28 protein-coding genes and 2 pseudogenes are annotated in these 25221 nt (G+C 46.2%); 16 read left to right on the forward strand and 14 right to left on the reverse strand.

Going from position 1 to position 25221, the window contains the following annotated elements:
- Positions 1-3: 3 nt before the first annotated feature.
- Positions 4-210 carry a 2-hydroxymuconate tautomerase family protein gene (locus tag AYY17_RS17825; protein ID WP_067368804.1) on the reverse strand — a complete coding sequence of 69 codons (207 nt, stop codon included), beginning with the start codon at positions 208-210 and terminating at the stop codon, positions 4-6.
- Between the two features lie 208 nt (positions 211-418).
- Positions 419-1411 carry an inner membrane protein YhjD gene (yhjD, locus tag AYY17_RS17830; RefSeq protein ID WP_067426015.1) on the reverse strand — a complete coding sequence of 331 codons (993 nt, stop codon included), beginning with the start codon at positions 1409-1411 and terminating at the stop codon, positions 419-421.
- Positions 1412-1716: 305 nt separating this feature from the next.
- Between yhjD and AYY17_RS17835 the strand changes: the two genes are divergently transcribed.
- Positions 1717-2148: a putative T6SS immunity periplasmic lipoprotein gene (locus AYY17_RS17835; protein ID WP_067426017.1), complete on the forward strand. Its 432-nt coding sequence runs from the start codon at positions 1717-1719 to the stop codon at positions 2146-2148.
- A gap of 137 nt (positions 2149-2285) precedes the next feature.
- Entirely contained in the window at positions 2286-2888 is a 603-nt protein-coding gene (locus AYY17_RS17840) for an NleE/OspZ family T3SS effector cysteine methyltransferase (RefSeq protein WP_067426019.1), read from the forward strand.
- 39 nt (positions 2889-2927) lie between these two features.
- Here AYY17_RS17840 and AYY17_RS17845 read toward each other — a convergent pair whose 3' ends face one another.
- A complete protein-coding gene (locus tag AYY17_RS17845; protein WP_082981450.1) occupies positions 2928-3332 on the reverse strand; it encodes a DUF1090 domain-containing protein in 405 nt (134 codons plus the stop codon).
- A 200-nt stretch (positions 3333-3532) separates the two neighbouring features.
- On the opposite strand from AYY17_RS17845, the gene AYY17_RS17850 reads away from it, so the two are divergent.
- The 4 genes from AYY17_RS17850 (at position 3533) to AYY17_RS17865 (ending at position 7264) form a co-directional block, all read left to right on the forward strand.
- A complete protein-coding gene (locus AYY17_RS17850) occupies positions 3533-4375 on the forward strand; it encodes a 23S rRNA (adenine(2030)-N(6))-methyltransferase RlmJ (RefSeq protein ID WP_067405624.1) in 843 nt (280 codons plus the stop codon).
- Between the two features lie 72 nt (positions 4376-4447).
- Entirely contained in the window at positions 4448-5803 is a 1356-nt protein-coding gene (gorA, locus tag AYY17_RS17855) for a glutathione-disulfide reductase (protein ID WP_067426021.1), read from the forward strand.
- Positions 5804-6186: 383 nt separating this feature from the next.
- Positions 6187-6873 carry a hypothetical protein gene (locus AYY17_RS17860; RefSeq protein ID WP_067426023.1) on the forward strand — a complete coding sequence of 229 codons (687 nt, stop codon included), beginning with the start codon at positions 6187-6189 and terminating at the stop codon, positions 6871-6873.
- Positions 6866-7264, forward strand: coding sequence for a hypothetical protein (locus AYY17_RS17865; protein ID WP_235845426.1), 399 nt, complete (start codon positions 6866-6868; stop codon positions 7262-7264). The genes AYY17_RS17860 and AYY17_RS17865 overlap by 8 nt, the downstream gene beginning before the upstream one ends.
- 5 nt (positions 7265-7269) lie before the next feature.
- On the opposite strand, the gene AYY17_RS17870 is transcribed toward AYY17_RS17865, so the two are convergent.
- From AYY17_RS17870 to mobA, 5 genes and pseudogenes are all read right to left on the reverse strand, one after another.
- Positions 7270-7734: an Hcp family type VI secretion system effector gene (locus AYY17_RS17870; protein WP_067426027.1), complete on the reverse strand. Its 465-nt coding sequence runs from the start codon at positions 7732-7734 to the stop codon at positions 7270-7272.
- A gap of 283 nt (positions 7735-8017) precedes the next feature.
- Positions 8018-8524, reverse strand: coding sequence for an isopentenyl-diphosphate Delta-isomerase (gene idi, locus AYY17_RS17875; RefSeq protein ID WP_067426029.1), 507 nt, complete (start codon positions 8522-8524; stop codon positions 8018-8020).
- 120 nt (positions 8525-8644) lie between these two features.
- Entirely contained in the window at positions 8645-8947 is a 303-nt protein-coding gene (locus AYY17_RS17880) for an HdeA/HdeB family chaperone (protein WP_067405610.1), read from the reverse strand.
- 209 nt (positions 8948-9156) lie between these two features.
- Positions 9157-9672 (reverse strand): annotated as a pseudogene (gene mobB, locus AYY17_RS22455) (molybdopterin-guanine dinucleotide biosynthesis protein MobB); the annotation flags it as partial.
- Positions 9673-9720: 48 nt separating this feature from the next.
- Positions 9721-10263 (reverse strand): annotated as a pseudogene (gene mobA, locus AYY17_RS22460) (molybdenum cofactor guanylyltransferase MobA); the annotation flags it as partial.
- A gap of 330 nt (positions 10264-10593) precedes the next feature.
- On the opposite strand from mobA, the gene AYY17_RS17890 reads away from it, so the two are divergent.
- The 4 genes from AYY17_RS17890 (at position 10594) to polA (ending at position 15719) form a co-directional block, all read left to right on the forward strand.
- Positions 10594-10863: a YihD family protein gene (locus tag AYY17_RS17890; RefSeq protein WP_067368938.1), complete on the forward strand. Its 270-nt coding sequence runs from the start codon at positions 10594-10596 to the stop codon at positions 10861-10863.
- 8 nt (positions 10864-10871) lie between these two features.
- Positions 10872-11858, forward strand: coding sequence for a serine/threonine protein kinase (locus AYY17_RS17895; protein ID WP_412779026.1), 987 nt, complete (start codon positions 10872-10874; stop codon positions 11856-11858).
- 18 nt (positions 11859-11876) lie between these two features.
- Positions 11877-12500, forward strand: a complete 624-nt coding sequence (gene dsbA, locus AYY17_RS17900) for a thiol:disulfide interchange protein DsbA (protein ID WP_067426093.1) — start codon at positions 11877-11879, stop codon at positions 12498-12500.
- A gap of 417 nt (positions 12501-12917) precedes the next feature.
- Positions 12918-15719, forward strand: coding sequence for a DNA polymerase I (gene polA, locus AYY17_RS17905; RefSeq protein ID WP_067426035.1), 2802 nt, complete (start codon positions 12918-12920; stop codon positions 15717-15719).
- A gap of 95 nt (positions 15720-15814) precedes the next feature.
- On the opposite strand, the gene def is transcribed toward polA, so the two are convergent.
- Entirely contained in the window at positions 15815-16372 is a 558-nt protein-coding gene (def, locus tag AYY17_RS17910) for a peptide deformylase (RefSeq protein ID WP_067426037.1), read from the reverse strand.
- Positions 16373-16671: 299 nt separating this feature from the next.
- Between def and spfP the strand changes: the two genes are divergently transcribed.
- The gene (gene spfP, locus AYY17_RS22810) at positions 16672-16719 is read left to right on the forward strand and encodes a small protein SpfP (protein WP_438361642.1); all 48 of its coding nucleotides are present in this window, start codon (positions 16672-16674) and stop codon (positions 16717-16719) included.
- A gap of 185 nt (positions 16720-16904) precedes the next feature.
- Here spfP and yihA read toward each other — a convergent pair whose 3' ends face one another.
- On the reverse strand, positions 16905-17546 hold the full coding sequence (gene yihA / locus AYY17_RS17915; RefSeq protein WP_067426097.1) for a ribosome biogenesis GTP-binding protein YihA/YsxC: 642 nt from the start codon (positions 17544-17546) through the stop codon (positions 16905-16907).
- A 554-nt stretch (positions 17547-18100) separates the two neighbouring features.
- On the opposite strand from yihA, the gene ppiA reads away from it, so the two are divergent.
- The 3 genes from ppiA to AYY17_RS17930 all read left to right on the forward strand — a co-directional run bounded on the left by ppiA (position 18101) and on the right by AYY17_RS17930 (position 20841).
- A complete protein-coding gene (gene ppiA / locus AYY17_RS17920) occupies positions 18101-18667 on the forward strand; it encodes a peptidylprolyl isomerase A (protein ID WP_067426039.1) in 567 nt (188 codons plus the stop codon).
- Positions 18668-18931: 264 nt separating this feature from the next.
- Entirely contained in the window at positions 18932-19507 is a 576-nt protein-coding gene (locus AYY17_RS17925) for an aminodeoxychorismate synthase component II (protein ID WP_067405598.1), read from the forward strand.
- Positions 19508-19620: 113 nt separating this feature from the next.
- Positions 19621-20841 carry an aspartate aminotransferase family protein gene (locus tag AYY17_RS17930; protein WP_067426041.1) on the forward strand — a complete coding sequence of 407 codons (1221 nt, stop codon included), beginning with the start codon at positions 19621-19623 and terminating at the stop codon, positions 20839-20841.
- Positions 20842-20898: 57 nt separating this feature from the next.
- On the opposite strand, the gene crp is transcribed toward AYY17_RS17930, so the two are convergent.
- On the reverse strand, positions 20899-21531 hold the full coding sequence (crp, locus tag AYY17_RS17935; RefSeq protein ID WP_067368848.1) for a cAMP-activated global transcriptional regulator CRP: 633 nt from the start codon (positions 21529-21531) through the stop codon (positions 20899-20901).
- Positions 21532-21834: 303 nt separating this feature from the next.
- Here crp and AYY17_RS17940 point away from each other — a divergent pair, with 303 nt between their 5' ends.
- On the forward strand, positions 21835-22242 hold the full coding sequence (locus AYY17_RS17940; protein ID WP_067426042.1) for an OsmC family protein: 408 nt from the start codon (positions 21835-21837) through the stop codon (positions 22240-22242).
- Positions 22243-22304: 62 nt separating this feature from the next.
- On the opposite strand, the gene AYY17_RS17945 is transcribed toward AYY17_RS17940, so the two are convergent.
- The 3 genes from AYY17_RS17945 to AYY17_RS17955 are packed head-to-tail and all read right to left on the reverse strand — an operon-like array spanning position 22305 to position 24403.
- A complete protein-coding gene (locus tag AYY17_RS17945) occupies positions 22305-23180 on the reverse strand; it encodes a phosphoribulokinase (protein WP_067426044.1) in 876 nt (291 codons plus the stop codon).
- 21 nt (positions 23181-23201) lie between these two features.
- Entirely contained in the window at positions 23202-23420 is a 219-nt protein-coding gene (locus AYY17_RS21655) for a YheU family protein (protein ID WP_067426046.1), read from the reverse strand.
- Positions 23417-24403, reverse strand: coding sequence for a hydrolase (locus tag AYY17_RS17955; RefSeq protein WP_067426048.1), 987 nt, complete (start codon positions 24401-24403; stop codon positions 23417-23419). Before AYY17_RS17955 ends, AYY17_RS21655 begins: the two co-directional genes overlap by 4 nt.
- 95 nt (positions 24404-24498) lie before the next feature.
- Here AYY17_RS17955 and AYY17_RS17960 point away from each other — a divergent pair, with 95 nt between their 5' ends.
- The gene (locus tag AYY17_RS17960; protein WP_067426050.1) at positions 24499-25101 is read left to right on the forward strand and encodes a LysE family translocator; all 603 of its coding nucleotides are present in this window, start codon (positions 24499-24501) and stop codon (positions 25099-25101) included.
- The last annotated feature ends 120 nt before the right edge of the window (positions 25102-25221 follow it).

Here is a 25221-nt window from a genome sequence, read left to right on the forward strand (position 1 = left end):
AGACTATTTTTTAGCATCAGCACGCAGTTTTGTTACGGTTTTCCCGCCGACACCCCAGTTGTCTGTTTCCACTTCATCAATAATCACAAAGGTGGATGCCGGATTTTTCCCCAGTACATCAACCAGTAACTGAGTCGCACCTTCAATCAGCTTCTGTTTTTGTTCTTCTGTCGCACCCTCTTTGGTGATGCGGATGTGTACAAACGGCATAGTGGCTCCTGATAATTTTGTGGTTATTATTCCTGAGGATGTTTGCAAGTGTTTGAATATCAGCCTGTAATGATTTATCTCCATCGATAAAGAGGACTGATGTTCTCACCACATCATAGAGTGAAGCAGTGTCAGGTGCGAGTCAATGAAAGAGGAATAGTTGGCAGGGCCGGACGGAGGAAACAGGACGTTTCCCCCGTAAAAAATATCAGACGGTTTTATTTTTTTGAATATCTGTCGCAATCCAGGCCGCAGAAACAAGGATCAGCCGGGCGAAGAAATAAAAGAATGCCATCAACCCGATAACCGAACCAAATGCCGCTCCGGAAGGGGACGCCGCCATATTCGGTAGCAGCCAGGTCATAATTGTTTTCAGGATCTCAAACCCGATAGCCGCCAACAATGTTCCTTTCAGCAGTGACGTCCGGTTCAGTTTCATGCGTGGCAGGAACCAGAAAATCCACATAAACAGCAGGTAGTTTGCCAGAATCGAAATAGTCAGCCCGATAATGGTCCAGACCGGGCGCAGCCACTCAATCGAATCAAGCCCTAAAAATTGTACAATCGTCGCCTGTGCTGAGCCGGCAATCGATGTCAGTGAGAGCGTAATAATCAGGGCGATAAGCAGCCCGATGAGTGCCAGAAAATCCCGCAGGTAGCGCAGGAACATATTTTCTTTGATTTCCATATCCGGCTCCCACTGTTCATGGTACTGCGCGCGTATTGCCATCCGCAGATTACCCACCCAGTTCACTCCGGAATAGAGCGCCAGTGCCAGACCGGTTAACCCGACGGTTGCACGCTGACGGATAGCCGTATCAATACTGCGCTCAATGGTATTTGCGAGTGTCGGATCACTGATGCTGTTGGCAACGCCACGGATAAGTTTTGTCAGCAGTTCCGGATTAAATGCCAGGGCATAACCGGCAGCGGCAAATGACACCATCAGAATCGGGATCATGGATAAAAAGGAAAAATAGGTAATCGCTGCACCAAACTGGCTTCCCATCCGGTCATTAAACCGGGTGGCGGTACGGAGCAGATGAGCGATAAACGGAATATCCCGGATATAATTTCCGGCTTTCACACTCCATTTCAGGGCTTTTTTTCCCTGCTTTATTCCCTCATCAAAATTTTTGCGCAGGGGCTTTATTGATGATGTGTCGTTGCCGTTCTCCGGTATATCATTTTCCCGGGCCATGTATCCTCGCTTGTTCAACAATTGATTCGGTTTAAGTTTACTACATGACAAACCCGATGAACAATTCAGGTTCGCACAGCGGATATAGAGATAAAAACACGATATGTTATATGGTTTTCACGGGCTTAAGAATTTCCCGATTGATTAATGCAGGTAAAAATACTTTATTATCGGCTCCTATTCCTACGCGGGATAAGATTAATCAATATGGCGTAACGATATGTTCACCAAGTGAATAAATAATGTGTATTTATCGGACGTTATTATTTTTATTTTTCTTTTACACTCACACAGAATAAATGGAAATGGCAATCTTTAATAAAAAAACAGGGTATATACTGTTGATGATGCTCGCCGGACTGAGCGCCGGTGGATGTGTGTATAAACCGGATGGCTCGCATTCGCCGGCCAGAGTTATTATTGTATCCAATCAGGTGTGTATTATTATATCTCCTGACGGTGATGAAAAATTAGCCAGGCTGGATATTGATGAAATCGGCAGTGAGAATAAGCGATTGCTGACCCATACATTTACACCGCAGCAGGACGTTATCGGAAAACACCGCTGTGTTTCCACGCTGAATTATCCGTTCAGAAGCGGAAAATCCTATACTGCACTGATTACGGTGGAGTCAGATATTAAGCGCCGCCTTCAGATTACCCCGGTCACCCGTAATTTTGATGTCCGTTTTCAGCTGACTGAGTATTTCGGGCAATTACGGGCAACAGAATACTGAGCAGTCTAGCGTAATACAAGAAGGGCGGTTTTATAATAGTTTGTTATCGGGTATCTGTTTATATAGCGTTTTTTCTGTATGAGAAAACAATATTGAATGTGAATAATCACACAAGGTTGTGCCGGCAGGATAGTCTGGTGCCGGAAAATAATGATATGTATCCGCGGATCTGTATGATTTATCCGCAATGTAATGCGTCAGATTTAAATTGTGACCCGAAGGGTTACAGGCAGCATCCGGATATATTTACGCAGAAATATAATGAAACCCGGCGTGAAATTCAGGCGTTTTACGGCACCTGTTGTGAAACCGGAACGATTCATCCCGGCTCAGTCAATAATCCGTCAGACAGTTGGCTGAGTGTGGTGAAGGGATTGCGCCCGCTGGGACAATTCAGTGTACTGTCACTTTATGACCCGGTTCTTCACGGCTTGTATGACACGCCGGGGCTGGGTATAAAATGTTATCTGAAACAAAATGATATCAATATTTATATCATCCTGGTATATCGTCGTGACAGTGATCAGGGTGAGACAGGTGCGCTGGATTTTATTGCTCTGATGAACGAAAAAAAAGCAATGATGGAAAGTGGTGAAGGAACTCATGAAGAGCGGGTTTATTATTCAGAATATAAGCTCGGGCGCAGGTTCGGAGAATTATTGCATTATGATCCTGAGGATATTCAGCACTATGAAGCAATGATGAAAACCCGGCTGGATTCGCTGAACTCTCCTCAGTAATCAGAGATAGCGCACCCGGTTGGATCGGGTGCGCTGTTATTATTTTAATAATGCGTCCAATTCTGACTGTGCTGTTTTTAATTTTGCTTCAGCCTCTGCCAGTTTGCGTTCCCGTTTGGCGATTTTTGCTTTATCACCTTTATCGATGGCTTTTTGCAAATCTGCTTTTTGTTCTTCAACCTCTTTTTTCCGGTCATTCATTTCGTTGCGGGTATCATTACGCAGGCTGTCCGGTGTACAGTAAGTTTCTACATTCTGCAATGCGCGCTCCAGCCCCTGCACCCGATAAGTATTGCCGTGTGCTTTGGCGTAGCGGATCTGTTCTGTAATTTTGTCTTTTTTAATTTCACAGCCATTCTGCGCACTTATAGCAGATGTACTCATCAGCAGCGCACCCAGTCCGAAAGCCAGAGCCGGCAGGGCGGCAGATTTAAATCGTGTCATATTTACCTCGTGATTAATTCCATTCATCTTTTTATGACCTTTAATATCTTCAACGGTTCATTGTGCATCCGCACTGTATCCGCACAGATGAGGAAAGGGCGTTGGTTCTTTCCTGCAGAAATCAGGTTATACTGAGCAATTAAATTTGTACTGATATTCTTGTTCCGGGTGGTTTACACCCGACCATCTGAGGCCCATGTATGCTTAGTTACCGCCACAGCTTTCACGCCGGCAACCATGCGGATGTGTTAAAGCACACCGTCCAGAGTCTGATCATTGAGTCATTAAAAGAGAAAGACAAACCGTTTTTGTATCTGGATACGCACGCAGGCGCCGGGCGTTATCAGCTCAGTGGTGAGCATGCCGAACGAACCGGCGAATATCTGGAAGGGATAGCCCGGCTCTGGGCACAGGAAGCCTGTCCTGAAGAACTGACCGCCTATCTGGAGGCTGTCAGTGCGCTGAATCCGCGCAAAGAACTGCGTTTTTATCCGGGCTCCCCGCTGATCGCTGCACATTTGCTGCGTGATGAGGACAAACTGAGCCTCAGTGAACTGCACCCGTCTGACTTTCCGCTGCTGCGCAGTGAATTCACCCGTGACTACCGCGCCCGTGTTATCCGCGAAGATGGTTATCAGCAACTGCGCTCGCAATTGCCACCACAGTCCCGCCGTGGTCTGATTCTGATTGATCCGCCGTATGAAATGAAAACGGATTATCAGGATGTGGTCAAAGGGGTTCAGGAAGGTTACCGCCGTTTTGCAACCGGCACTTATGCCATCTGGTATCCGGTTGTGATGCGCCAGCAAATCAAGCGTATGGTAAAAGAGTTTCAGGCAACAGGTATCCGCAAAATCCTGCAAATCGAACTGGCAGTGCGCCCTGACAGTGATCAGCGCGGCATGACAGCCTCCGGCATGATTGTTATCAATCCGCCGTGGAAACTGGAATCACAAATGAAAGCCGTGTTACCGTGGCTGCATAATGTACTGGTGCCGGAAGGCACGGGTCATACCCGGGTTGAATGGATTACGCCGGAATAATTAGTTTCCGTCGCCTTGTATCACACTGCGGCGGGTGTTTATGTATTGACTGATAAATGGAACGAGCCAACTATGAGCAAACATTACGACTATATTGCAATCGGCGGCGGCAGTGCCGGGATTGCCTCTGTGAACCGTGCCTCGATGTACGGGCAGAAATGCGCCCTGATTGAAGCGAAAGCACTCGGCGGTACGTGTGTTAATGTCGGTTGTGTCCCGAAAAAAGTGATGTGGTACGGCGCTCAGATTGCCGAAGCTATCCGCCAGTATGGCCCGGATTACGGATTTGATACCACGGTAAATCACTTTAGCTGGGAAAAACTGCTGGAAAGCCGTTCTGCGTATATCGATCGTATTCACCAGTCCTATGAGCGTGTGTTGGGCAACAATAAAATTGATGTCATAACCGGTTTTGCCCGTTTTAAAGATGCACATACTGTGGAAGTGAACGGCGAAATCTATACTGCGGATCATATCCTGATTGCGACCGGCGGGCGTCCTGTCATGCCGCCATCTGTTCCGGGTGCGGAATACGGTATTAATTCTGATGGTTTCTTTGCGCTGAAAGCTCTGCCCAAGCGTGTGGCGATTGTTGGCGCTGGCTATATTGCTGTTGAGCTGGCAGGTGTTCTGAATGCCCTGGGCAGCGAAGCGCACCTGTTTGTCCGTAAACATGCCCCATTGCGTAATTTTGATCCGCTGATTGTGGAAACGCTGGTGGAAGTCATGAATACGGAAGGCCCGGCGCTGCATACAAATTCTGTACCGAAAGCGGTTGTGAAAAATGCAGACGGCAGCCTGACACTGCAACTGGAAAATGGTCACGAGCAGACAGTGGATTGCCTTATCTGGGCTATCGGACGTGAACCGGCAACGGATAACATTAATCTGGATGTCACCGGTGTGGCGCGCAATGACCGTGGTTTTATTCAGGTGGATAAATTCCAGAATACCTCTGTTCCGGGTGTGTACGCGGTAGGCGATAACACAGGTGCGGTTGAACTGACCCCGGTTGCGGTTGCGGCGGGTCGCCGTCTTTCTGAGCGTCTTTTCAATAATAAGCCGGATGAGCACCTCGATTACAGCAATATCCCGACCGTGGTATTCAGCCACCCTGCAATCGGAACTGTGGGTCTGACAGAGCCGCAGGCGATTGAGCAGTATGGCGCAGATAATGTGACATGCTACAAATCCTCTTTCACCGCAATGTACACCGCGGTGACCAGCCACCGCCAGCCATGTAAAATGAAACTGGTCTGCGCCGGAAAAGACGAAAAAGTCGTCGGTATCCACGGTATCGGCTACGGTATGGATGAAATATTACAGGGCTTCGCGGTAGCACTGAAAATGGGTGCGACCAAAAAAGACTTTGATAATACAGTAGCAATTCACCCGACTGCGGCAGAAGAGTTTGTAACGATGCGGTGATAGCTTAAAAATGTTATAGTTTTGAAATAAATGAAACCGGTTATATGAATAGCATATGACCGGTTTTTTTATTTATGAGGTATAGTTGATACTGTATCTGTGATCAGGAAATTTTTTGATTGGATATAATGTGGTCGGGATATTTATATAAATCCTGAATTTAATAATACACGGAATAATAATAACGTATTTTTTGGTTACAGATTTACGTTAACATTAAGGAATTGACGCTATTATTCATAAAATATTGATTTCGGTGTGTTAGGGTATTTATTATTACTTCTCAGGTTGTCAGGTTTTTTTTAAGTGGTTTGTTATTTAGTACAATTATTCACATGTTCAATAATTGGCTTTTATATAGATACATAGTCGGGATATAAAATATGACAAAAAGGTCTGATATAAGTAGTGGAAGATTAATTTATACCGAAGAACTTGGATGGATAGATACAGGGCATGCAAAAGGTGAAGATGCCTCTATTTTAATGAATGTATTAAACGCCGGAGATTACAGTGCTAAGGAGCCATATTTCAGAGTTAAGTATACACAGTATATGGGAAGAGGACGGGATCATGGAGTCTCAAAAATAACACGATGGAAAGTAAGAAGAGGGTTATCTGATGATGATAAGAAAAGTATTGTTCTTACTATAATGATGTATACCACTCATAAATTTGAATCACTCCAGGGTGAATTCCCTTTCAGTTGGGTAACTGATAGCGGTTATAGTGGCGAGGATTGTATATCTAATTTACTTGGTTTTTATAAAGTGATAAGTGATGTTGATCCTATGAACTATCTGACTATAATCAGTAAAGAAGAAGCATACAGGCTCTGGGATTACTATGGTTCAATAGGTAAGTATAAAAATAAACTGTTCCGACCATTGATATTCCCAGATCCTGATGAATATCCGAATAATGCACGTCCATATTTTGTGTCATTACCTCTGTTTTTAGATACAGTAAAACCAATAAATGATATAAGGACGAGTCAAATTCTGATACATGTAAGAGACAGTACGGGAATTAACATTGGAGTTGAAAGTGAATGGATTAAAATTGAGTAAATTTATTGTGTTACCTCTGTTTGTTTTTTTATTTTTAGCTGCTGCGGTATTTTTATTTTTGCCTGGTAACCGAGAATATACAAAAACAAATATAGTTTATTATAACTTATATACATTTGATGAAGTAAAGGAAATTCCAATGTTATCTGATGTATATCAGATAACTTATGATCCTGTTGACGGAAATTCAAGTGAATTTAATGACATCGTTTTTTTTAATGTAAATTCAAATGAAAACAAAAAGCTATTTGAGTATGTTGAGAGTATTGGGTTTTCTAAGCATTTTGATACAGATAAAATGAAAGAACGATGGGTTAAGGATAATATAAGAATAGATATCATTATCAATGAATCAGAAAAAACCACATCGTTTTTTGTGGAAAAAGACTAAATATTTTATTTTATGCTATAACCCGATGTCCCGGCACAAATATGGTTCCATGAAATACTTTCATATTTTATCGTTATATCTTCATATGCTTGGGCATCTGCATGAGTAAGTGAGTTTGGGTAATGAGCTGATATATTTGTAATGCTGGCTTTTGTAAGCTTTACGGTGTAGTACTTTTCCTGATTCCCATGGGTATTTGTTCTATAAAACTCCAGTTCACATTCCAGTATTTCATTATTAGTTATTGCCACACCTAAAAGGGGAGATGATTTATCTATTGGCTTTGATATAATAACAGGGGAGTGACTAATATTTTGCTCTCTATTTATATCATAATCAAAAGAATAAACATATACTTGGTCTTCATGTCCGTTTTGATATTTATTCCCTATGGAATCATATGTTGAACATCCTTTGGATATGTTTCCCTGAGATGTTCCTTTTATTTTTAAATATATTAAATTCGCCACTATTAACAACCTTATTATATCTGTTGGTTTAAGTCTGATTTGTCGTGCGCTATATTTAATACCTCTAATTCATTGGTGATGCAATTTTTATTTTTATTTGCGTGCCTTAATTTAAAGTTAATGGTATTAACGTATTTACTGATAATAATTCGTTACCTTTCTGATGGGGGCGATTTAGTTTAAACGAAAATATATGTTTATTTATATACAATCACACGGGAAATAATGTTTTGTTTGAGAGTGGGTTCATATTTTTCAATTAGTAATATACCAATATGTTTCATTATATTCCCGGAAGTTTTTCTGCAATCACTTTAAACCACTCGGCAAACCGCTCAGGATGGTTTTTTACTTCTTTATCCAAATCCGGCAGTGAGATCCAGCGTACAGCGGCGACTTCTTCCGGGTTCAGGGCAAACTCTCCGTTATAGTGTCCGGTGAACAGGTGATCATATTCATGCTCAATCAGTGCAGGCGGAACATCTGCACGATAAATAATATGTCCCGCAGCGTGAAGCGGGCAGGTGATCCCCAGCTCTTCCTGTAAACGGCGTTGTGTTGCCTGCGTCAATGTTTCTCCCCGGCGCGGGTGGCTGCAACAGCTGTTTGCCCATAATCCGCCCGAATGGTATTTGGTGAGTGCGCGCTGCTGGAGCAGTAATTCACCGGCGTCATTAAATAAGAACACAGAAAATGCGCGGTGCAGCAGACCAAGCCGGTGAACCCGGAGCTTTTCATCATGCCCGGTAACGGCATCATGCTCATCAACCAGAATCAGTTCGTCACTCATTAAATTATTTATCCGGGAAAAGTATTATAAGAGGGACGTACTTTATCAAATCTGTAAAGGAAAGGTATGTCAAAAATGCCGGAAGGTATTTTCCGGCATTTTATAATTTAGTGGCGGGGATTATTTATTACGGGCAGCCAGGTAATCCTGTAAGGTGCCTTCAGGGTATTTTTTACAGAATTCAACGATTTTCGGTGCTTCTGCGACCCCTTTTTCAGACAGTGCGACAAAGTCACCGCCCGGATATTGTGTATCTTTACTGATAACCCACAGGGCAACAGGTGCCCAGCTTTGCGGGTTTAAATCGACAAACTGTTTGCAGGTCATTTTATCCGGCACCTGGATATCAGCAGGCTCTGCGAGTGCCACAGACGAAAACGCACTTGCTGCAACCAGGCATGCGGTAACAAAATACTTTTTCATAATAAATAAGCCTCATTTTTATTTTCAGGAAACAGAATAAATACGTTTTCAGAATAGATCAAATCCTGTCTTATTCAATATTCCGGATTTTTTAAAATGAAAATAATAATATTAAATGGTTAATTTAAAATAAAAAGCATGTGATACAGAGAAACACTCATATCGGGCCGGCAAACGCCATTTTGTATCAGTCCCGATATGAGTAATGATTACGGATTAAGCGGATTTTCTGTCAGCCAGCGCACAATAAAATCCCGGATGGCAGCTATGTTATTGATATCCAACTGTGGCACTGAAACATCATCCCGGTGAATATCGCAGGCAAATGCAATCACAAATTCATCGAGCAGTGTCTGATACGGGCGATCAACCACATCGCGGTACAGCGCTATTTTCGGTACTGCTTCGCCTTTGAATCCTTCCACCAGGATAAGATCCAACTGTCTGCTGTCAAACCGGGCGGCAAGCTCTGCAAGATCAGGCTCCGCACCGCCGGGTGTTTCCGTCATCAGCGCAAAACGTTCCTGACTGACCACCAGGGTTTGGTACGCGCCGGCTTTGCGCAGCTCGTAACTGTCTTTTCCCGGGGTATCCACATCCATATCGTGATGTGTGTGTTTGACCAGACCAATCCGCAAACCGGCATCCCGCAACAGCGGAATTAGTTTTTTCAGCATGGTTGTTTTGCCGGTGCCGCTGTAAGCGGTGACGGCGAGTAACGGAACAGGGTGGGGTAACTGATGCTGTTTTTCCCATTCACGACACTCTGCAAGGGTATTGAGATTAACGAACTGGTCGGTAGGTGCGTCGAACGTGACGGCTTTTGCGCTGATCATATCCATAAACAGCAATAATTTCCGATCGCCGTTGGTGAGATAATGTCTCAGCGGTTCAGCCAGCGAGCGGTGACACAGGGCAAATGTCGGGTGCGCGCGGGTGGCATCACAGGCGTAGGCGCACAGGGAATCCCCTTTTTGCTGCCAGAGCGTACGGGCAAGATTTTCCGGAAAAACCGGAACATCACACGGCACAAATAATACCCAGTCGTGACGGGCATTTTCTAATCCTGCGAGCATACCGGCAAGCGGTCCCGGAAAATCCGGCAATGTGTCACTGACCACGCGCAGGCCGGTGGCGTGATAAGCCGCGATGTGGCGGTTTGCATTGATAAAAATCTCATCCGCCTGGGGCGCCAGGTGTTTCACACTGTGCTGATAAAGAGGGATCCCGCCCAGTAACACCAGGCCTTTATCTTGTCCCTGCATCCGGGTCGCCCGGCCGCCGGCAAGAATACAGCCGCTGAGTTGCGTCATCATTTTCAATTTCTCTGACTATCTGCGATAAACATTCTGACCTTATCTTAACAATGATTCCGGTATATACCCAACGTCATTCGAATTGCAGGCAGGCGGCAAGCTCCGGCTGAAACTATGTGACCCGGCGGGCTGAGCGCAGCCAACGAACCTGCGGTTTGAATGAATAAGGGTAAAGTGAGCGCGAATATAAATGCAATAGACGCCATAATCGCGGATAATATGTCCGCAGTTATTACAACGCGCCAATATTTACGCATCCTGACAGTCCTGTTCTTTCCGGGACTGCGGATAATTGGTAATGTGTTACGTCTTGCTTATAAGGAATTTATTATGAAATGTCATCGTCTTAATGAAGTTATCGAACTTCTGCACCCTGTCTGGCAGCAGCACTCTGATCTGAATCTGATGCAGATGTTGCAAATGCTGGCAGATGAAGCCGGGTTTGAGGGCGAACTGTCTGATCTGACTGATGATATTCTGATTTACCACCTGAAAATGCGTGGCTCTGATGCAACGGCTGAAATCCCGGGTCTGAAAAAAGATTACGAAGACGATTTTAAAACGGCACTGTTACGTGCGCGCGGCATCATCAAAGAGTAATGCAGACTATCACACCGCCGGTTTTTACCTTTCAGGATTTCCGGCCTGATCGTCTGATAGACAGCCTGAGCCGCTACGGTATCTGGCTGGACTCCGGTTTAACCGAGCTGAACAGCTACGAAAACCGGGTCTATCAGTTTATGGATGAAAACCGCACCCGTTATGTGGTGAAATTTTATCGTCCCGCGCGCTGGAGTGAGCAGCAGATCCGCGAGGAGCATGAGCTGACACTGTCTCTGGTTGACGCCGGGCTGCCGGTTGCCGCTCCGCTGGTGTTTGATGGTGAAACCTTGCTGTCACAGGACGGATATCTGTTTGCGCTCTTTCCGTCGATAGGCGGGCGGGCGTATGAAACGGATAATATAGATCAGCTGGAAAGTACCGGGCGTTTGCTGGGACGACTGCATCAGATTGGACGGGAGCGTGAGTTTCAGTACCGCCCGTCAATTTCACCGCAGGAGTATTTGATAGCACCCCGCGACATCCTGGCTGAGTGTCCGCTTATTCCGAAAAAAGTACGGGATAGTTTTTTACAGGCGCTGGATACACTGATCCGTGAGGTAACTGCGCGCTGGACCGGGGAATGGCAATCAATCCGGTTACACGGCGATTGTCATCCGGGCAATATTTTATGGCGTGATGAGCCGTGGCTGGTCGATTTTGACGATGCCCGTAACGGACCGGCTGTGCAGGATCTCTGGATGTTACTTAATGGCGATAATGACTCTCGCCGTTATCAGTTAGATATTTTGCTGGAGGCGTATCAGGAGTTTTGTGATTTTGATACGCGGGAACTGGCATTAATCGAACCACTGCGCGCTATGCGTATGGTTCACTTTTTATCCTGGGTAGCACGCCGCTGGCAGGATCCCGCTTTTCCGAAAGCTTTTCCATGGATGGCGGATAGTGATTTCTGGTCACAACAGCAGTCACTGATTACTGAACAGATAGCCGTACTGGCGGAACCACCGCTGACGCGTTATCAGCCTTATTGATTTTCAGGAGAAACAATGATGAAGAAATTTTGGTTAGCAATGATGGGATTCGCGATGACATTCAGTGTGTTCGCCTCACCTGTTGCCGGCAAACAGTATACTGAACTTAAAACCCCGGTTGCGAATCAGCCTGAGGTAGTGGAGTTTTTCTCTTTCTACTGCCCGCATTGCTACCAGTTTGAAGAAAATTTCAAAGTGCCGGAAGCTATCAATAAAAATCTGCCGGAAGGCACTAAACATGAGCGCTATCATGTTGATTTCTTAGGCGGCCCTATGGGTCCTGAACTGACTAAAGCCTGGTCTGTGGCGATGGCGATGGGTGTGGAAGATAAAGTCACCCCGATTCTGTTCAAAGGTATTCAGGAAACCGGCACTATCAAAAATGCAAATGATGTGCGTGAGGCTTTCATTCAGGCAGGTATCACCGGCGATGATTATGACGCCGCTGCGAACAGCATTTTTGTTAAATCCCTGATTGCCAAGCAGCAGAAAGCAGCCGCTGATTATAAATTACGTGGCGTTCCTGCGGTCTTCGTCAAGGGTAAATACCAGATCAACAATGGTGGTCTGGAAGTAAAAGACGTGACGCAATACGGTAAAGCATTCTCTGACACGGTGAATTATTTACTGAAACAGAAGTAATTTCTGTTCAGGCAGTAAAAATAAGAAGGAAACCGGGCGACCGGTTTCCTTTTCTGCTTACAACGTGCGCGGCATAAAGAACAATGCAAAAATAATACAACAATAATGCAGATAGCAAAAAGGCTATCCACATTAATCAATTGATTAGCACGATAGATTATTTTGCTGTATTAGTTTATAACCTATTGATTTTTTTGAGTGTGATTTTAGTGATCTGCGCTGACAGCCGTGATTTACATAGCATTCATAAATTTATGCACAAAGTTATCCACAGCTTTTCCCTTTTTATGCCACCAGATAAGATATCTTAATCTGATGCATTTCTGAATTTCCGGTGACGGGCAATAATTGTCGTCTAATGCCACGGTCTGTGGCATCCTACCCTCCGGACATTCATTCAATACCGTAAAGGCAATTATGGCTCAGATTGCAGACAACCCGTTGATTTTAGTCGATGGTTCATCCTACCTCTATCGTGCATATCATGCATTTCCGCCCCTGACGAACAGCGCAGGGCAGCCTACCGGCGCCATGTACGGCGTACTGAACATGTTGCGCAGCCTGGTGATGCAGTATGAATCCGGGCATGTGGCAGTCGTGTTTGATGCGAAAGGAAAAACATTCCGCGATGAACTGTTTGAAGACTATAAATCACACCGCCCGCCGATGCCGGACGATCTGCGTGAGCAGATAGCGCCGCTGCATGAAATGGTGGTGGCGATGGGAATGCCGCTGTTGTCTGTCTCTGGTGTTGAAGCGGATGATGTTATCGGTACGCTGGCAAAACAGGCAGCAGCACAGGGCCGCCCTGTGCTTATCAGTACCGGTGATAAAGATATGGCGCAGCTGGTTACGCCGGATATCACGCTCATCAATACCATGAACAACACTATTCTCGGGCCGGAGGAAGTGGAAGCCAAATATGGCGTACCGCCATCGCTGATTATTGATTATCTGGCACTGATGGGTGACTCCTCGGATAATATCCCGGGTGTGCCGGGTGTCGGTGAAAAAACTGCCCAGGCGCTGTTACAGGGCATGGGCAGCCTGGATGATATCTATAAAGATCTGGATAAAATCGCGACACTGAGCTTTCGCGGCGCGAAAACACTGGCACCGAAAATGGAAGCCAATAAAGAGATGGCTTATCTCTCTTACACGCTGGCAACCATCAAAACCGATGTTGAACTTGATCGCACCTGGGACTCTCTGACACTTGCCGAGCCGGATCTGGATAAGCTTCATGCATTATTCACGCAGTATGAATTCAGACGCTGGATAAGTGACCTGGAAAACGGCGGCTGGCTGGCGAAGAAAAGCACGCGCAGCGCTCCATCCAAAGCAGTGGTTACTGCGGCACCTGTACAGCCGGTGGCAGCGGCTCCTGTGGTGGATATCCCGGCGATCAGCAATGAAAACTATGAAACCATTCTCGATGAAGCTGCGCTAACCCGCTGGGCAGACATTCTGCGCAGTGCCGGTGAGTTTGCGTTTGATACTGAAACTGACAGTCTGGATAATCTTTCCGCGCGCCTGGTCGGGATGTCATTTGCCGCCAAAGCAGGACATGCTGCTTATCTGCCGATAGCGCATGATTATCTTGATGCGCCGGATCAGCTCTCTCTTGATCAGGTTCTGGCGGTCATGAAGCCGATTCTGGAAGATGAAAATTTACGCAAAATCGGGCAGAACCTGAAATTTGATCGCGGTATTATGGCGAATTACGGTGTTGAACTGCGCGGGATTGCGTTTGATACCATGCTCGAATCCTATGTGCTCAACAGTGTTGCCGGGCGCCATGATATGGACAGCCTGGCCGATCGCCATCTGAATTATAAAACCACGACATTTGAAGAGATTGCCGGAAAGGGCAAAAAACAGCTGACGTTTAATCAGATCCCGCTGGAAGAAGCTGCCAATTATGCAGCAGAGGATGCGGATATTACGCTTATCCTGCATCAGGCACTCTATCCGCAGCTGGAAGCAGAAAAAACATTGCTGCATGTGTATCGTGATATCGAAATGCCGCTGGTGCCGGTTCTTTCCCGTATGGAGCGCACCGGGGTACTGATTGATTCTTCTGTGCTGGCGGTACAGTCTGTGGAAATTACCGCACGTCTGGATGAACTGGAAAAACAGGCGTTTGCTATTGCCGGTGAAGAATTTAATCTCTCTTCACCAAAGCAGCTGCAAACCATTTTGTTTGAAAAGCTCAGCCTGCCGGTTGTCAAAAAAACACCCGGTGGCGCACCATCAACTAATGAAGAAGTGTTAGAAGAGCTGGCGGATGATCACGAATTGCCGCGTGTGATCCTGGAGCACCGCAGTCTGTCCAAACTGAAAACGACTTATACGGATAAACTGCCGCAGATGGTTGATCCGAAAACCCGCCGTGTTCATACCTCTTACCACCAGGCGGTGACGGCAACCGGGCGCCTCTCTTCCCGTGATCCGAATCTGCAGAATATCCCTGTCAGAACAGATGAAGGCCGCCGTATACGCCAGGCGTTTATTGCCCGTGATGGCTACCGCATCTTGGCGGCGGACTATTCACAGATTGAGCTGCGCATTATGGCGCATCTGTCTCAGGATAAGGGGTTGCTGAAAGCCTTTGCCGAAGGTAAAGATATCCACCGCGCGACTGCTGCAGAGGTGTTTGGTGTGCCGCTGGAGAGTGTGAGCAGCGATCAGCGCCGCAGTGCAAAAGCGATTAACTTCGGGCTGATTTACGGCATGAGCGCCTTTGGTCTGGCGCGTCAGCTCGGTATTGCGCGCAAAGAAGCACAGCGCTATATGGATCTCTATTTTGAGCGCTATCCGGGCGTGCTGGATTATATGGCGCGCACCCGCGAACATGCTGCTGAAAAAGGTTATGTCGAAACTCTCGAAGGGCGTCGTCTGTATCTGCCGGAAATTAATTCCCGCAACGCAATGCGCCGTAAAGCCGCAGAGCGCGAAGCGATCAATGCTCCGATGCAGGGCACCGCAGCCGATATCATCAAAAAAGCCATGATCGCCGTAGATAGCTGGTTGCAGAAAGAAAATACCGATGCCCTGATGATAATGCAGGTACACGATGAATTAGTATTCGAAGTCCGCGAAGATCAGACAGAAAGCATGGCAGAGAAGATAAAAGCACTGATGGAAGCGGCTATGGTGCTGGATGTGCCGTTGAAAGTAGAGGCGGGAGTTGGTCTCAACTGGGACGAAGCCCATTAATTTACGCGTCATCTTTCAATCTGTGGCGGCGTTGCCACAAATTGAAATTTATAGCGTAAAAAGGCTGTGGAATGATAAAAAAACCGGTGCTGATTTCAGCGCCGGTTTTTATTTGTGAAGAGCAACGGAGGTATCAGTTGCTGGTGTCTTCTGCTCTCATTTTCAGGGTCTTTTTTTACTTTCTTTTCAATGCGCTGGCGTTTCATCGGGGAGAGATGATCAATAAACAACATGCCGTTGAGGTGATCTATCTCATGTTGCAGGCAGCCCGCCTGTAATCCTTCGGCTTCCAGGGTGTGTGTCTCACCGCTGATATCCTGGTAACGCACAGTTACCGCCGAGTAGCGCTGTGTTTCTGTGTAACTTTCCGGTAATGACAGACAGCCGTCCATCATCATCATTTCACCGTCACAGTGGATAAACTCCGGGTTGATCAGCGCCATGGGCTGATCACGGTTCTCTGATACATCCACAATAATTACGCGCTGACAAACGCCGACCTGAGGCGCGGCAAGACCAATACCGCGCTCGGCATACATTGTCTCTGTCATATCCGCGACAAATGTTTTCAGTTCATCACCAAAAACAGTGACCGGTTTGGCTGTTTCCCGCAGACAAGGATCAGGAAAATGCCGTAATGTCAGTAATGCCATTGCTAACTCACTAATATAAATAAATTAAATGGAGAGGCTATTCTCCGGATGCGCTCAGACTATCATAACAATGGCCTGAGAAAACGGCACCATTTGTGCTGTTTTGTTGCTATTTTGTGCGGGTGGCTGAATACCACTATAGATCCAGATCGCACTAATGTGTAATTAAATAACATTTGAGCGGTATATGTCAGGATGGTGACTAGCTGAATCGTGAGTAAACTGAAAATAAATTACAAAAAAGGTTTTTTTGCCGGAAGATTTACGGTAAAGTTATTCGCGTAGGGTACAGAGGTAAGATGTTCTATCTTTCAGACCTTTTACTTCACGTAATCGGATTTAGCTGAATATTAGCTGCTCCGGTCAGACATTGATCTGACCGGAGCATTTTTTTTTGTATAAAGAAAAGTACGGGCGGAATGTGTCACCGGAAATAAAGATATCCGGAGTGACTAACAAGCGGCTGTTATGACGAAAGAAAACAGATGGCGTATCAGGTAGCCACCTGTCTGCTGAGTTGTATACCGGGGGATCAGCTTTCTGCTTGCGTGTCGCTGTCCGTCTGCCCGCTGAACCAAAAATCCAGCTTCTGACTTAACTTATCGATACCAATTTTTTTCGGGGCTGAAAAATATTCGACCTGAATATCTCCTGCCTCGTTCAGCTCCGTCAGTGCATCTCTGACTGCCATTAACTGTTTTTTACGTGCGCCACTTGCCAGTTTATCGGCTTTAGTCAGCAGCGCCAGCACCGGAACCTCCATTGCAACCGCCCATTCGATCATCTGCATATCCAGATCTTTCAGGGGATGACGGATATCCATCAGTACCACCAGGCCGCGCAGACAGTCGCGTTTCTGAAGGTATTCACCCAGTGCGGCCTGCCATTTACGTTTCATTGCTTCCGGGACTTCGGCATAACCATAGCCCGGCAGGTCGACAACCCGGCAGCCTTCGCTGACTTCAAACAGGTTGATTAACTGAGTCCGCCCGGGCGTTTTACTTGTCCGTGCGAGACTTTTTTGTTGTGTCAGTGCATTCAGTGCACTTGATTTTCCGGCATTGGAGCGTCCGGCAAACGCCACTTCGATCCCCGAATCTTCCGGTAAATGGCGGATATCCGGTGCGCTGATGACAAAGTGGGTCATATGATAATTGTGCGTTTTAATAGTCAAAATCCGTCTCCTCAGATCGAAAGCGTGACGATTATAGCCTAATGCCTGCCGTTTAAGAACTGCGGCAAACAGATTGCCGGCCGGGTTTATTATCAGAAATGAAAAAGAAATAGCAAACATCCAACACGCAACAGACCCGGATATAAACAAGCACAATGACGTCGCTTTTCCTCTGGCCGGGCGAATATGCCGGATGATTTAAACAATAAAGCGGTATTACTTATTTTACGGCCATGTATATGTCGGATATTTTCTATTTGACATAAGTAGTTAGTTACGAAATATCATTGGTAATATTAAATAAAATCAAAGAAATAGTGATATTGTATCGGTCGGCGGTACTTATGGTTAAAAATAGTGAATGATTTCGTCGTATTTTGATAAATTAATGACAATGAACAGAATATCATCAGTGTAAATACGTGAAAAATCCATGTCATAATCAGTAATATCTATTGTGAAGGTAAATTAAGGTAAATCGGTGGCACTTCCTGTCATTGCCCATTAAAATCGATAAGAACAGTGTCAGCATATTTCGTTGAAAGGAATTTGGAATGTTAAAACGTGTTTTAGTTTCACTTGTGGCGGCTTGTACTCTCAGTGCGTCTTCGCTGGCTTTTGCCGCGGAGCAGACTCATATTCAGTTTGTTACCTCTGCGGGTAATTTTGAAATTGCACTGGATGATGAAAAAGCGCCGGAGACAGTAAAGAATTTCAAACAATATGTTACCGACAAGTTTTATGACGATACAACATTCCATCGTGTTATCCCGGGTTTTATGGTGCAGGGCGGTGGTTTTACTGCGGATCTGACTCAGAAACCAACCCGTCCCCCGGTTAAAAATGAAGCGGATAACGGTTTGCGCAATGTGCGCGGAACGATCTCGATGGCACGTACTGCTGATGTAAACAGCGCAACCAGCCAGTTCTTTATTAATGTGGCGGATAATGCATTTCTGGATCACGGACAGCGCGATTTTGGTTATGCCGTATTTGGTAAGGTTGTGAACGGTATGGATGTCGTTGATAAAATGTCAAAAGTGAAAACCGATAACATAGGTCCTTACCAGAATGTCCCTTCCGTACCGATCAAAATTATCTCTGCAACTATTATAAAATAAACCTTATTTTATCGCAGACTAAGGGGAATATTTCCTGATATTCCCCTTGGAATGAACAGGCTTCCTGATAGTCTGAATATGATGATATCTGCCTCTGCGGGTGCGTGCCGCATTCGGGCTATTTTCTGTGTCCGGCTGTGGTATGATAGCCGACTTCTTGAAGCCGCCGGTGTGATCATGATGATCACAGGGTATTGTCAGCCGGTACCCGGTACCGCAGTTTAAAATAATAAAGACAAGAATATCAGTCGGATATAGATAATCATGCTATTAATTATCGATAATTATGACTCATTTACTTATAACCTGTATCAATACTTCTGTGAGTTAGGTGCAGATGTACAGGTTAAACGAAATGATGCCGTCAGCCTCCGTGACATTGAACAGCTATCGCCCACTCATCTTGTGATTTCGCCCGGCCCGTGTACGCCATCGGACGCCGGTATTTCACTGGATGCCGTCAGCCATTTTGCAGGGGATATTCCGATCCTCGGCGTGTGTCTGGGTCACCAGGCGATTGGCCAGGCATTTGGTGCGCAGGTTGTGAAAGCCCGTAAGGTGATGCATGGCAAAACCACTGCTATCCATCACAATCAGCAAGGTGTATTTAAAGGGCTTAACCGTCCGCTGACGGTTACCCGCTATCATTCTTTGGTTATCGCACCTGAAACACTGCCTGCTTCTTTTGAGGTCACCGCGTGGAGTCTGCATGATGGTAATGTGGATGAAATTATGGGTATCAGACATAAAACGCTGCCAATCGAAGGTGTGCAATTTCACCCGGAAAGTATTCTCAGTGAACAAGGCCATGAGCTGTTGAATAATTTTCTTAAATACTAATCAGTTAGTTCTTATTTTATCCCGGGTTTTGTTTTTTTTATTTATTTGTATTTGATTTTTTATTCATATTTAGTGATTATGTTTTCACTTGTGGATGGATCAGGTATGGAAAGATGACAAAACAAAACCCAGTAACGCGCAGCACCTATGACGATGTCATGCTGCCAATTTATGCACCGGCAGCGTTCATTCCTGTAAAAGGGAAGGGTAGCCGGGTGTGGGATCAGAATGGTACTGAGTATGTGGATTTTGCCGGCGGTATCGCGGTACTGGCGCTGGGACATTGCCATCCGGCGCTGATTGCGGCACTGAAAAGTCAGAGCGAATCTCTCTGGCACGTCAGTAATATCTTCACAAATGAACCGGCACTGACCCTGGCACAGAAGCTGATAAAGCATACGTTTGCGGATCGGGTTTTTTTCGCCAACTCCGGTGCGGAAGCTAACGAAGCCGCATTCAAACTGGCGCGTCATTATGCACTGACCTGCCATCATCCCTATAAAACAAAAATAATTGCCTTTCATCACGGTTTCCACGGCCGGACACTCTTTACGGTGTCTGTCGGCGGGCAGCCTAAATATGCCGATGGTTTCGGACCTAAACCGGCGGATATTATTCATGTGCCTTTTAATGACCTTGATGCTGTCAAAGCGGTGATGGATGACCATACCTGTGCTGTTGTGCTGGAGCCGATTCAGGGCGAGGGCGGAATAACACCGGCAACTCAGGCATTTATGCAGGGGCTGCGGGAGCTGTGTGATAAGCACAAGGCTCTGTTGGTATTTGATGAAGTGCAGAGCGGCATGGGACGCTGCGGGAAACTGTTTGCGTATATGGATTACGGTATCGAGCCGGATATTCTGACCACTGCCAAGGCTCTGGGCGGCGGCTTTCCGATAAGCGCGATGCTGACGAAAGAAACAATTGCACAAGTGATGGGACCCGGAACACACGGCACAACATACGGTGGTAATCCGCTGGCTTGTGCTGTCGGCAATGCGGCATTTGATTTGATCAACGACCCTGCATTACTGGCCGGGGTAAATGAGCGTCATCAATGGTTTGCTGATGCCCTGCAATCACTGAATAAAACCTATCAGGCATTTGGTGAGATCCGCGGCAAAGGTTTGTTGATCGGTGCGGAACTGACCGGTATTTACCGTGAACAATCTAAAATCCTGCTGGGGCTGGCGGCAAAAAATGGTCTGATGCTGCTCAATGCCGGCACAAATGTACTGCGTTTCACGCCGTCACTTATTATTGAAAAAGCGGATGTTGAAGAAGGGATGATACGTCTGGCGAAAACCCTGGCTGATTTTCGGGAAATGCAGTAAATCAGAAAATAAAACAGGCGCAAAATGCGCCTGTTTTGGTGATATGGACAATCCGGATTAACGGGTGCCGTATACCACAATGGTTTTACCGTGTGCAGAGATCAGGTTTTGATCTTCCAGCATTTTCAGAATACGGCCGACTGTTTCGCGGGAACATCCCACAATCTGACCAATTTCCTGACGGGTAATTTTGATCTGCATACCATCCGGGTGCGTCATGGCATCCGGCTGTTTAGCCAGGTTAAGTAACGTCTGAGCAATGCGGCCTGTCACATCAAGGAATGCAAGGTTTCCGACCTTTTCTGATGTCGTTTGCAGGCGGCTTGCCATCTGCGCGGAGAGGCGCATAAGGATATCCGGGTTAACCTGGATAAGCTGGCGGAACTTTTTATAGGAGATTTCTGCAACTTCACAGGGACTTTTTGCCCGTACCCACGCGGTACGTTCCTGTCCTTCCTCAAATAATCCGAGTTCCCCGATGAAATCCCCCTGGTTAAGGTAGGATAAAATCATCTCTTTGCCTTCTTCATCTTTGATAAGCACCGCAACAGAACCTTTTACAATATAGTAGAGTGTTTCTGCTTTCTCACCCTGATGGATAAGGGTGCTTTTTGATGGATATTTGTGGATATGGCAGTGAGACAAAAACCATTCAAGCGTGGGGTCTGTTTGTGGCTTGCCGAGAACCATTCGCGTTATCCTCTGTTGTTAGTTATTGCAAATTGTTGTTTACACTCTGCAATTATATAAAGTCTTAGCTTATCATATTAACTTGCTGAATCTCCGGCAAGTTAGTTTATTAAAATAGTATAATAATCTACATTAAAAGATATTGATCTTAGCCATAGATAAATCCTTGCCGTGTTTTTAGCATAGGAAAGGCGTCCTGTCTTCTACTGTCTCGGTTCAGCATAATAAACTATGAGAGAGATTGCCAGTCCGTGAATGAAAGGGTAGGCTGTCCTCAATTATAATGATGATGAGGATATAAAGATGGAAGCGCGTGTAAAGTGGGTTGAAAACATGACTTTCTTAGGGGAATCCGCCTCAGGACACCAGATTACAATGGATGGTAATGCCGGTGAAAAAGCCCCGAATCCTATGGAGATGGTACTGATGGCAACCGGCGGATGCAGCGCGATTGACGTCGTTTCTATTTTACAAAAAGGCCGTCATCAAGTCATTGATTGTGATGTGAAACTTACCGCAGAGCGCCGTGAGGTTGCACCGCGTTTATTTACACATATTAATCTGCATTTTAGTGTTACCGGGCGTGATTTGAAAGAGAGCACAGTTGAGCGTGCCGTGGAATTATCCGCTGAAAAATACTGTTCGGTCTCATTAATGTTAGGTGAAAGCGTTAACATTACACATAGTTTCGAAGTGAAGAATATTGAATAATTTTTTGAATTATTCTTTTTATTTTTGAGAATAAACCGGGCAATGATAATTACCCGGTTTTTTTATCGCTGATTTATTTGTTTGCCCTGTAATAATTGTTCTGCAAGCGGCGCCATAATTAATTCCATTGCCAGTCCCAATTTTCCGCCCGGGACGACAATGGTATTTGAGGCAGAAATGAATGAACCTTGTAACATTGACAATAAATAGGGGAAATCAATTTTTTTCAGCCCGCGAAAACGGATCACGGTAAAGCTTTCATCCTGTGTCGGGATGGCTTTGGCAGAGAACGGATTTGATGTGTCCACGGTAGGCACCCGCTGGAAATTAATATGGGTACGGGAAAACTGCGGCGTAATATAGTGAATGTAATCATCCATTGAACGCACAACAGAGTCCATTACCGCTTCCCGTGAGTGTCCCCGGTCTGATGTATCGCGGATAAGCTTTTGGATCCATTCCAGATTAACAATCGGGACTACGCCGACCAGTAAATCCACATGACCGGCAATGTTATTCTCCGGCGTAACCACACCACCGTGCAAACCCTCGTAAAACAGCACATCGGTATTTTCCGGCAGTGGCTCGCGCGGGGTAAATGTACCGGGCTGCTGGTTATAAGGTACGGCTTCATCGTATGTGTGTAAGTATTTCCTGCGCTCTCCGGTTCCGTTTTCACCGTACTGGCGGAAAGCGGTTTCTAATTGACCAAAATCATTCGCTTCGGGGCCGAAGTAGCTGATATGGCGGCCCTGTTCCCGTGCTTTACGGATAGCTGAGTCCATTTCCGGGCGGGTGTAGCGGTGAAAGCTGTCCCCTTCCAGGGTTGCCGGTGTTGCACTAAGTTGCTGGAATATCTTCCTGAAAGCCTGACTTGTAGTCGTTGTACCGGCTCCGCTGGAGCCGGTAACAGCAATAATCGGGTGAATCCGGGACATGTGTCAGTTCCTTCGGGCGTATCAGCCGCGGAATTCCGCCGCCGGCATGATATTGAGTGTTTCGTGCAGTTCCGACCAGACAATCACAATCTCGCCGTTTTTCAGTTGATTGCACAGGTCAGCTACTTTATCACTGAGTGACTTCTCATATTCACCGTAATCGGTGCCTTCGCGCAATACAATACTTTCCAGGATATTTTGCAAAGTTTGTGCATCAATCTCCTGCCAGGGAATAATCATTTTGTATCCTTTGCCGCCAGATGAGGAGCCAGCCACTCAGGTATGCGCTCTTCGAGCCACAAGCGGGGATGACGCCAGCTGCCGGTGACAAACCCGACATGCCCGCCGTGTTCAGTCATCTGATACTCCACACACGGCGGCAGCAGAGAGAGATCCGGTACCACTTCCTGTGCCATAAACGGATCATCTTTTGCATGAATGATCAGCATCGGCTTACGGACATCGGGCAGTTTCGGCAGCGCGCTGCACTGACGATAGTAATCTGATGCATCACGGAAGCCGTGGATTGGCGATGTGATCATATCGTCAAATTCCCTGATCCGTTTAATGGCGCGGATATGCAGTAAATTTGTCGGCAACGAGTTAGGGTAACGCACCAGTTTGCGGGTGGCGTTCCGTTTCAGTCCTTTCAGCAGATACCACTGATAAAAACGGGAAAATCCTCTCTCCAGTTTAAATGAGCAGGGCTCCAGCATCAGAGGGGCAGAAACAATAATCCCGGCGTCGACTGCCGCCTGTTCGGCCTCTTCAGCCAGATAACACGCCAGCATATTACCGCCGAGTGAGTAACCGACAGCCCCGGTCGGGACTTTGCCATAGGTTTCCTGTAACCAGTTCAGCATGTAACGGGCATCTTCTGTTTCACCGGAGTGGTAAATACGTCTGGAGCGGTTTGGTTCACCGCTGCACCCGCGAAAATGCATGACAACACCCAGCCAGCCCTGGCGGGCAGCCGCTGCCAGCATCCCGTGAGCGTACGGGCTGCGAAAACTGCCTTCCAGCCCGTGAAAAATCACCAGCCGGGGTTTATGGCGTGCTGTGTCCGGATCTTCGCTCCACGCGAGATCAATAAAATCATCGTCCGGCAGCGTCAGGCGCTGCCAGAATGGTTTTATCATCGGTTTCCGGCGGAAAATCCGGGGCAGCAGTGTTTGCAGGTGCGGATTTGTCGCCCAGGAAATCGGTTCAAAATGACTAGACATAGTTGAATTCGTAATGAAAAAACGTCTCTTGTTTAATTAATAACATACTGATAATTTCGTGGAAAGAAAATGTCCACTTTTGCGCAAGGCTGCAAATGACTACTCATCTTTTACTTTCGCTTTCGGTATTCATGTTTATCGCAGCGGTCACGCCCGGTCCTAATAATATGTTACTGACTGCCTCCGGTGCGCAGTTCGGGATCCGTCGGACACTGATCCTGATGGCGGGTATTATGCTTGGAATGCAGACAGTATTATACCTTTCAGCTTTCGGTGTCGCGGCTATTTTACTTATTTATCCGAAATTGCATACTGCTATGAAAGTTGCCGGCAGTCTTTACCTTCTGTGGCTGGCCAAAAAACTGGCTACCGCACCGTATGAGCATCTTGATAAACCGCAGGTCAGTAAAGCCATCACCTGGTATCAGGGCGCTCTGTTGCAGTTTATTAATCCCAAAGCCTGGCTTATGGGGCTGGGCGCTGTCGGTAGTTACAGCCTGAGCGGTGATGCGTATATGATGTCCGTCGGGGTGATGAGTATTGTGATGATCACCGTGAATCTGGTCGCCGGGTTGCTTTGGATAAGTTTCGGCGCATTTATCGGGCTCTTTCTGCGCAGCCGTAATGCCTGGTTTACCTTTAATATTGTTATGGGATTACTGACGGCGGCATGTGTTCCGTTGATTTGGCTGGAATAATGGGTGCCGGAAACGCTGACATAGTATAGCCCGCAGAACAAAAACAAAAGCTGAACGAAAAATAGACTATGATAACCTGCTGATTATTTCATATGATATCATGAGTTGATATCATATTAT

This window comes from Morganella psychrotolerans (assembly GCF_001676055.1).
Lineage (GTDB): Bacteria > Pseudomonadota > Gammaproteobacteria > Enterobacterales > Enterobacteriaceae > Morganella > Morganella psychrotolerans_B.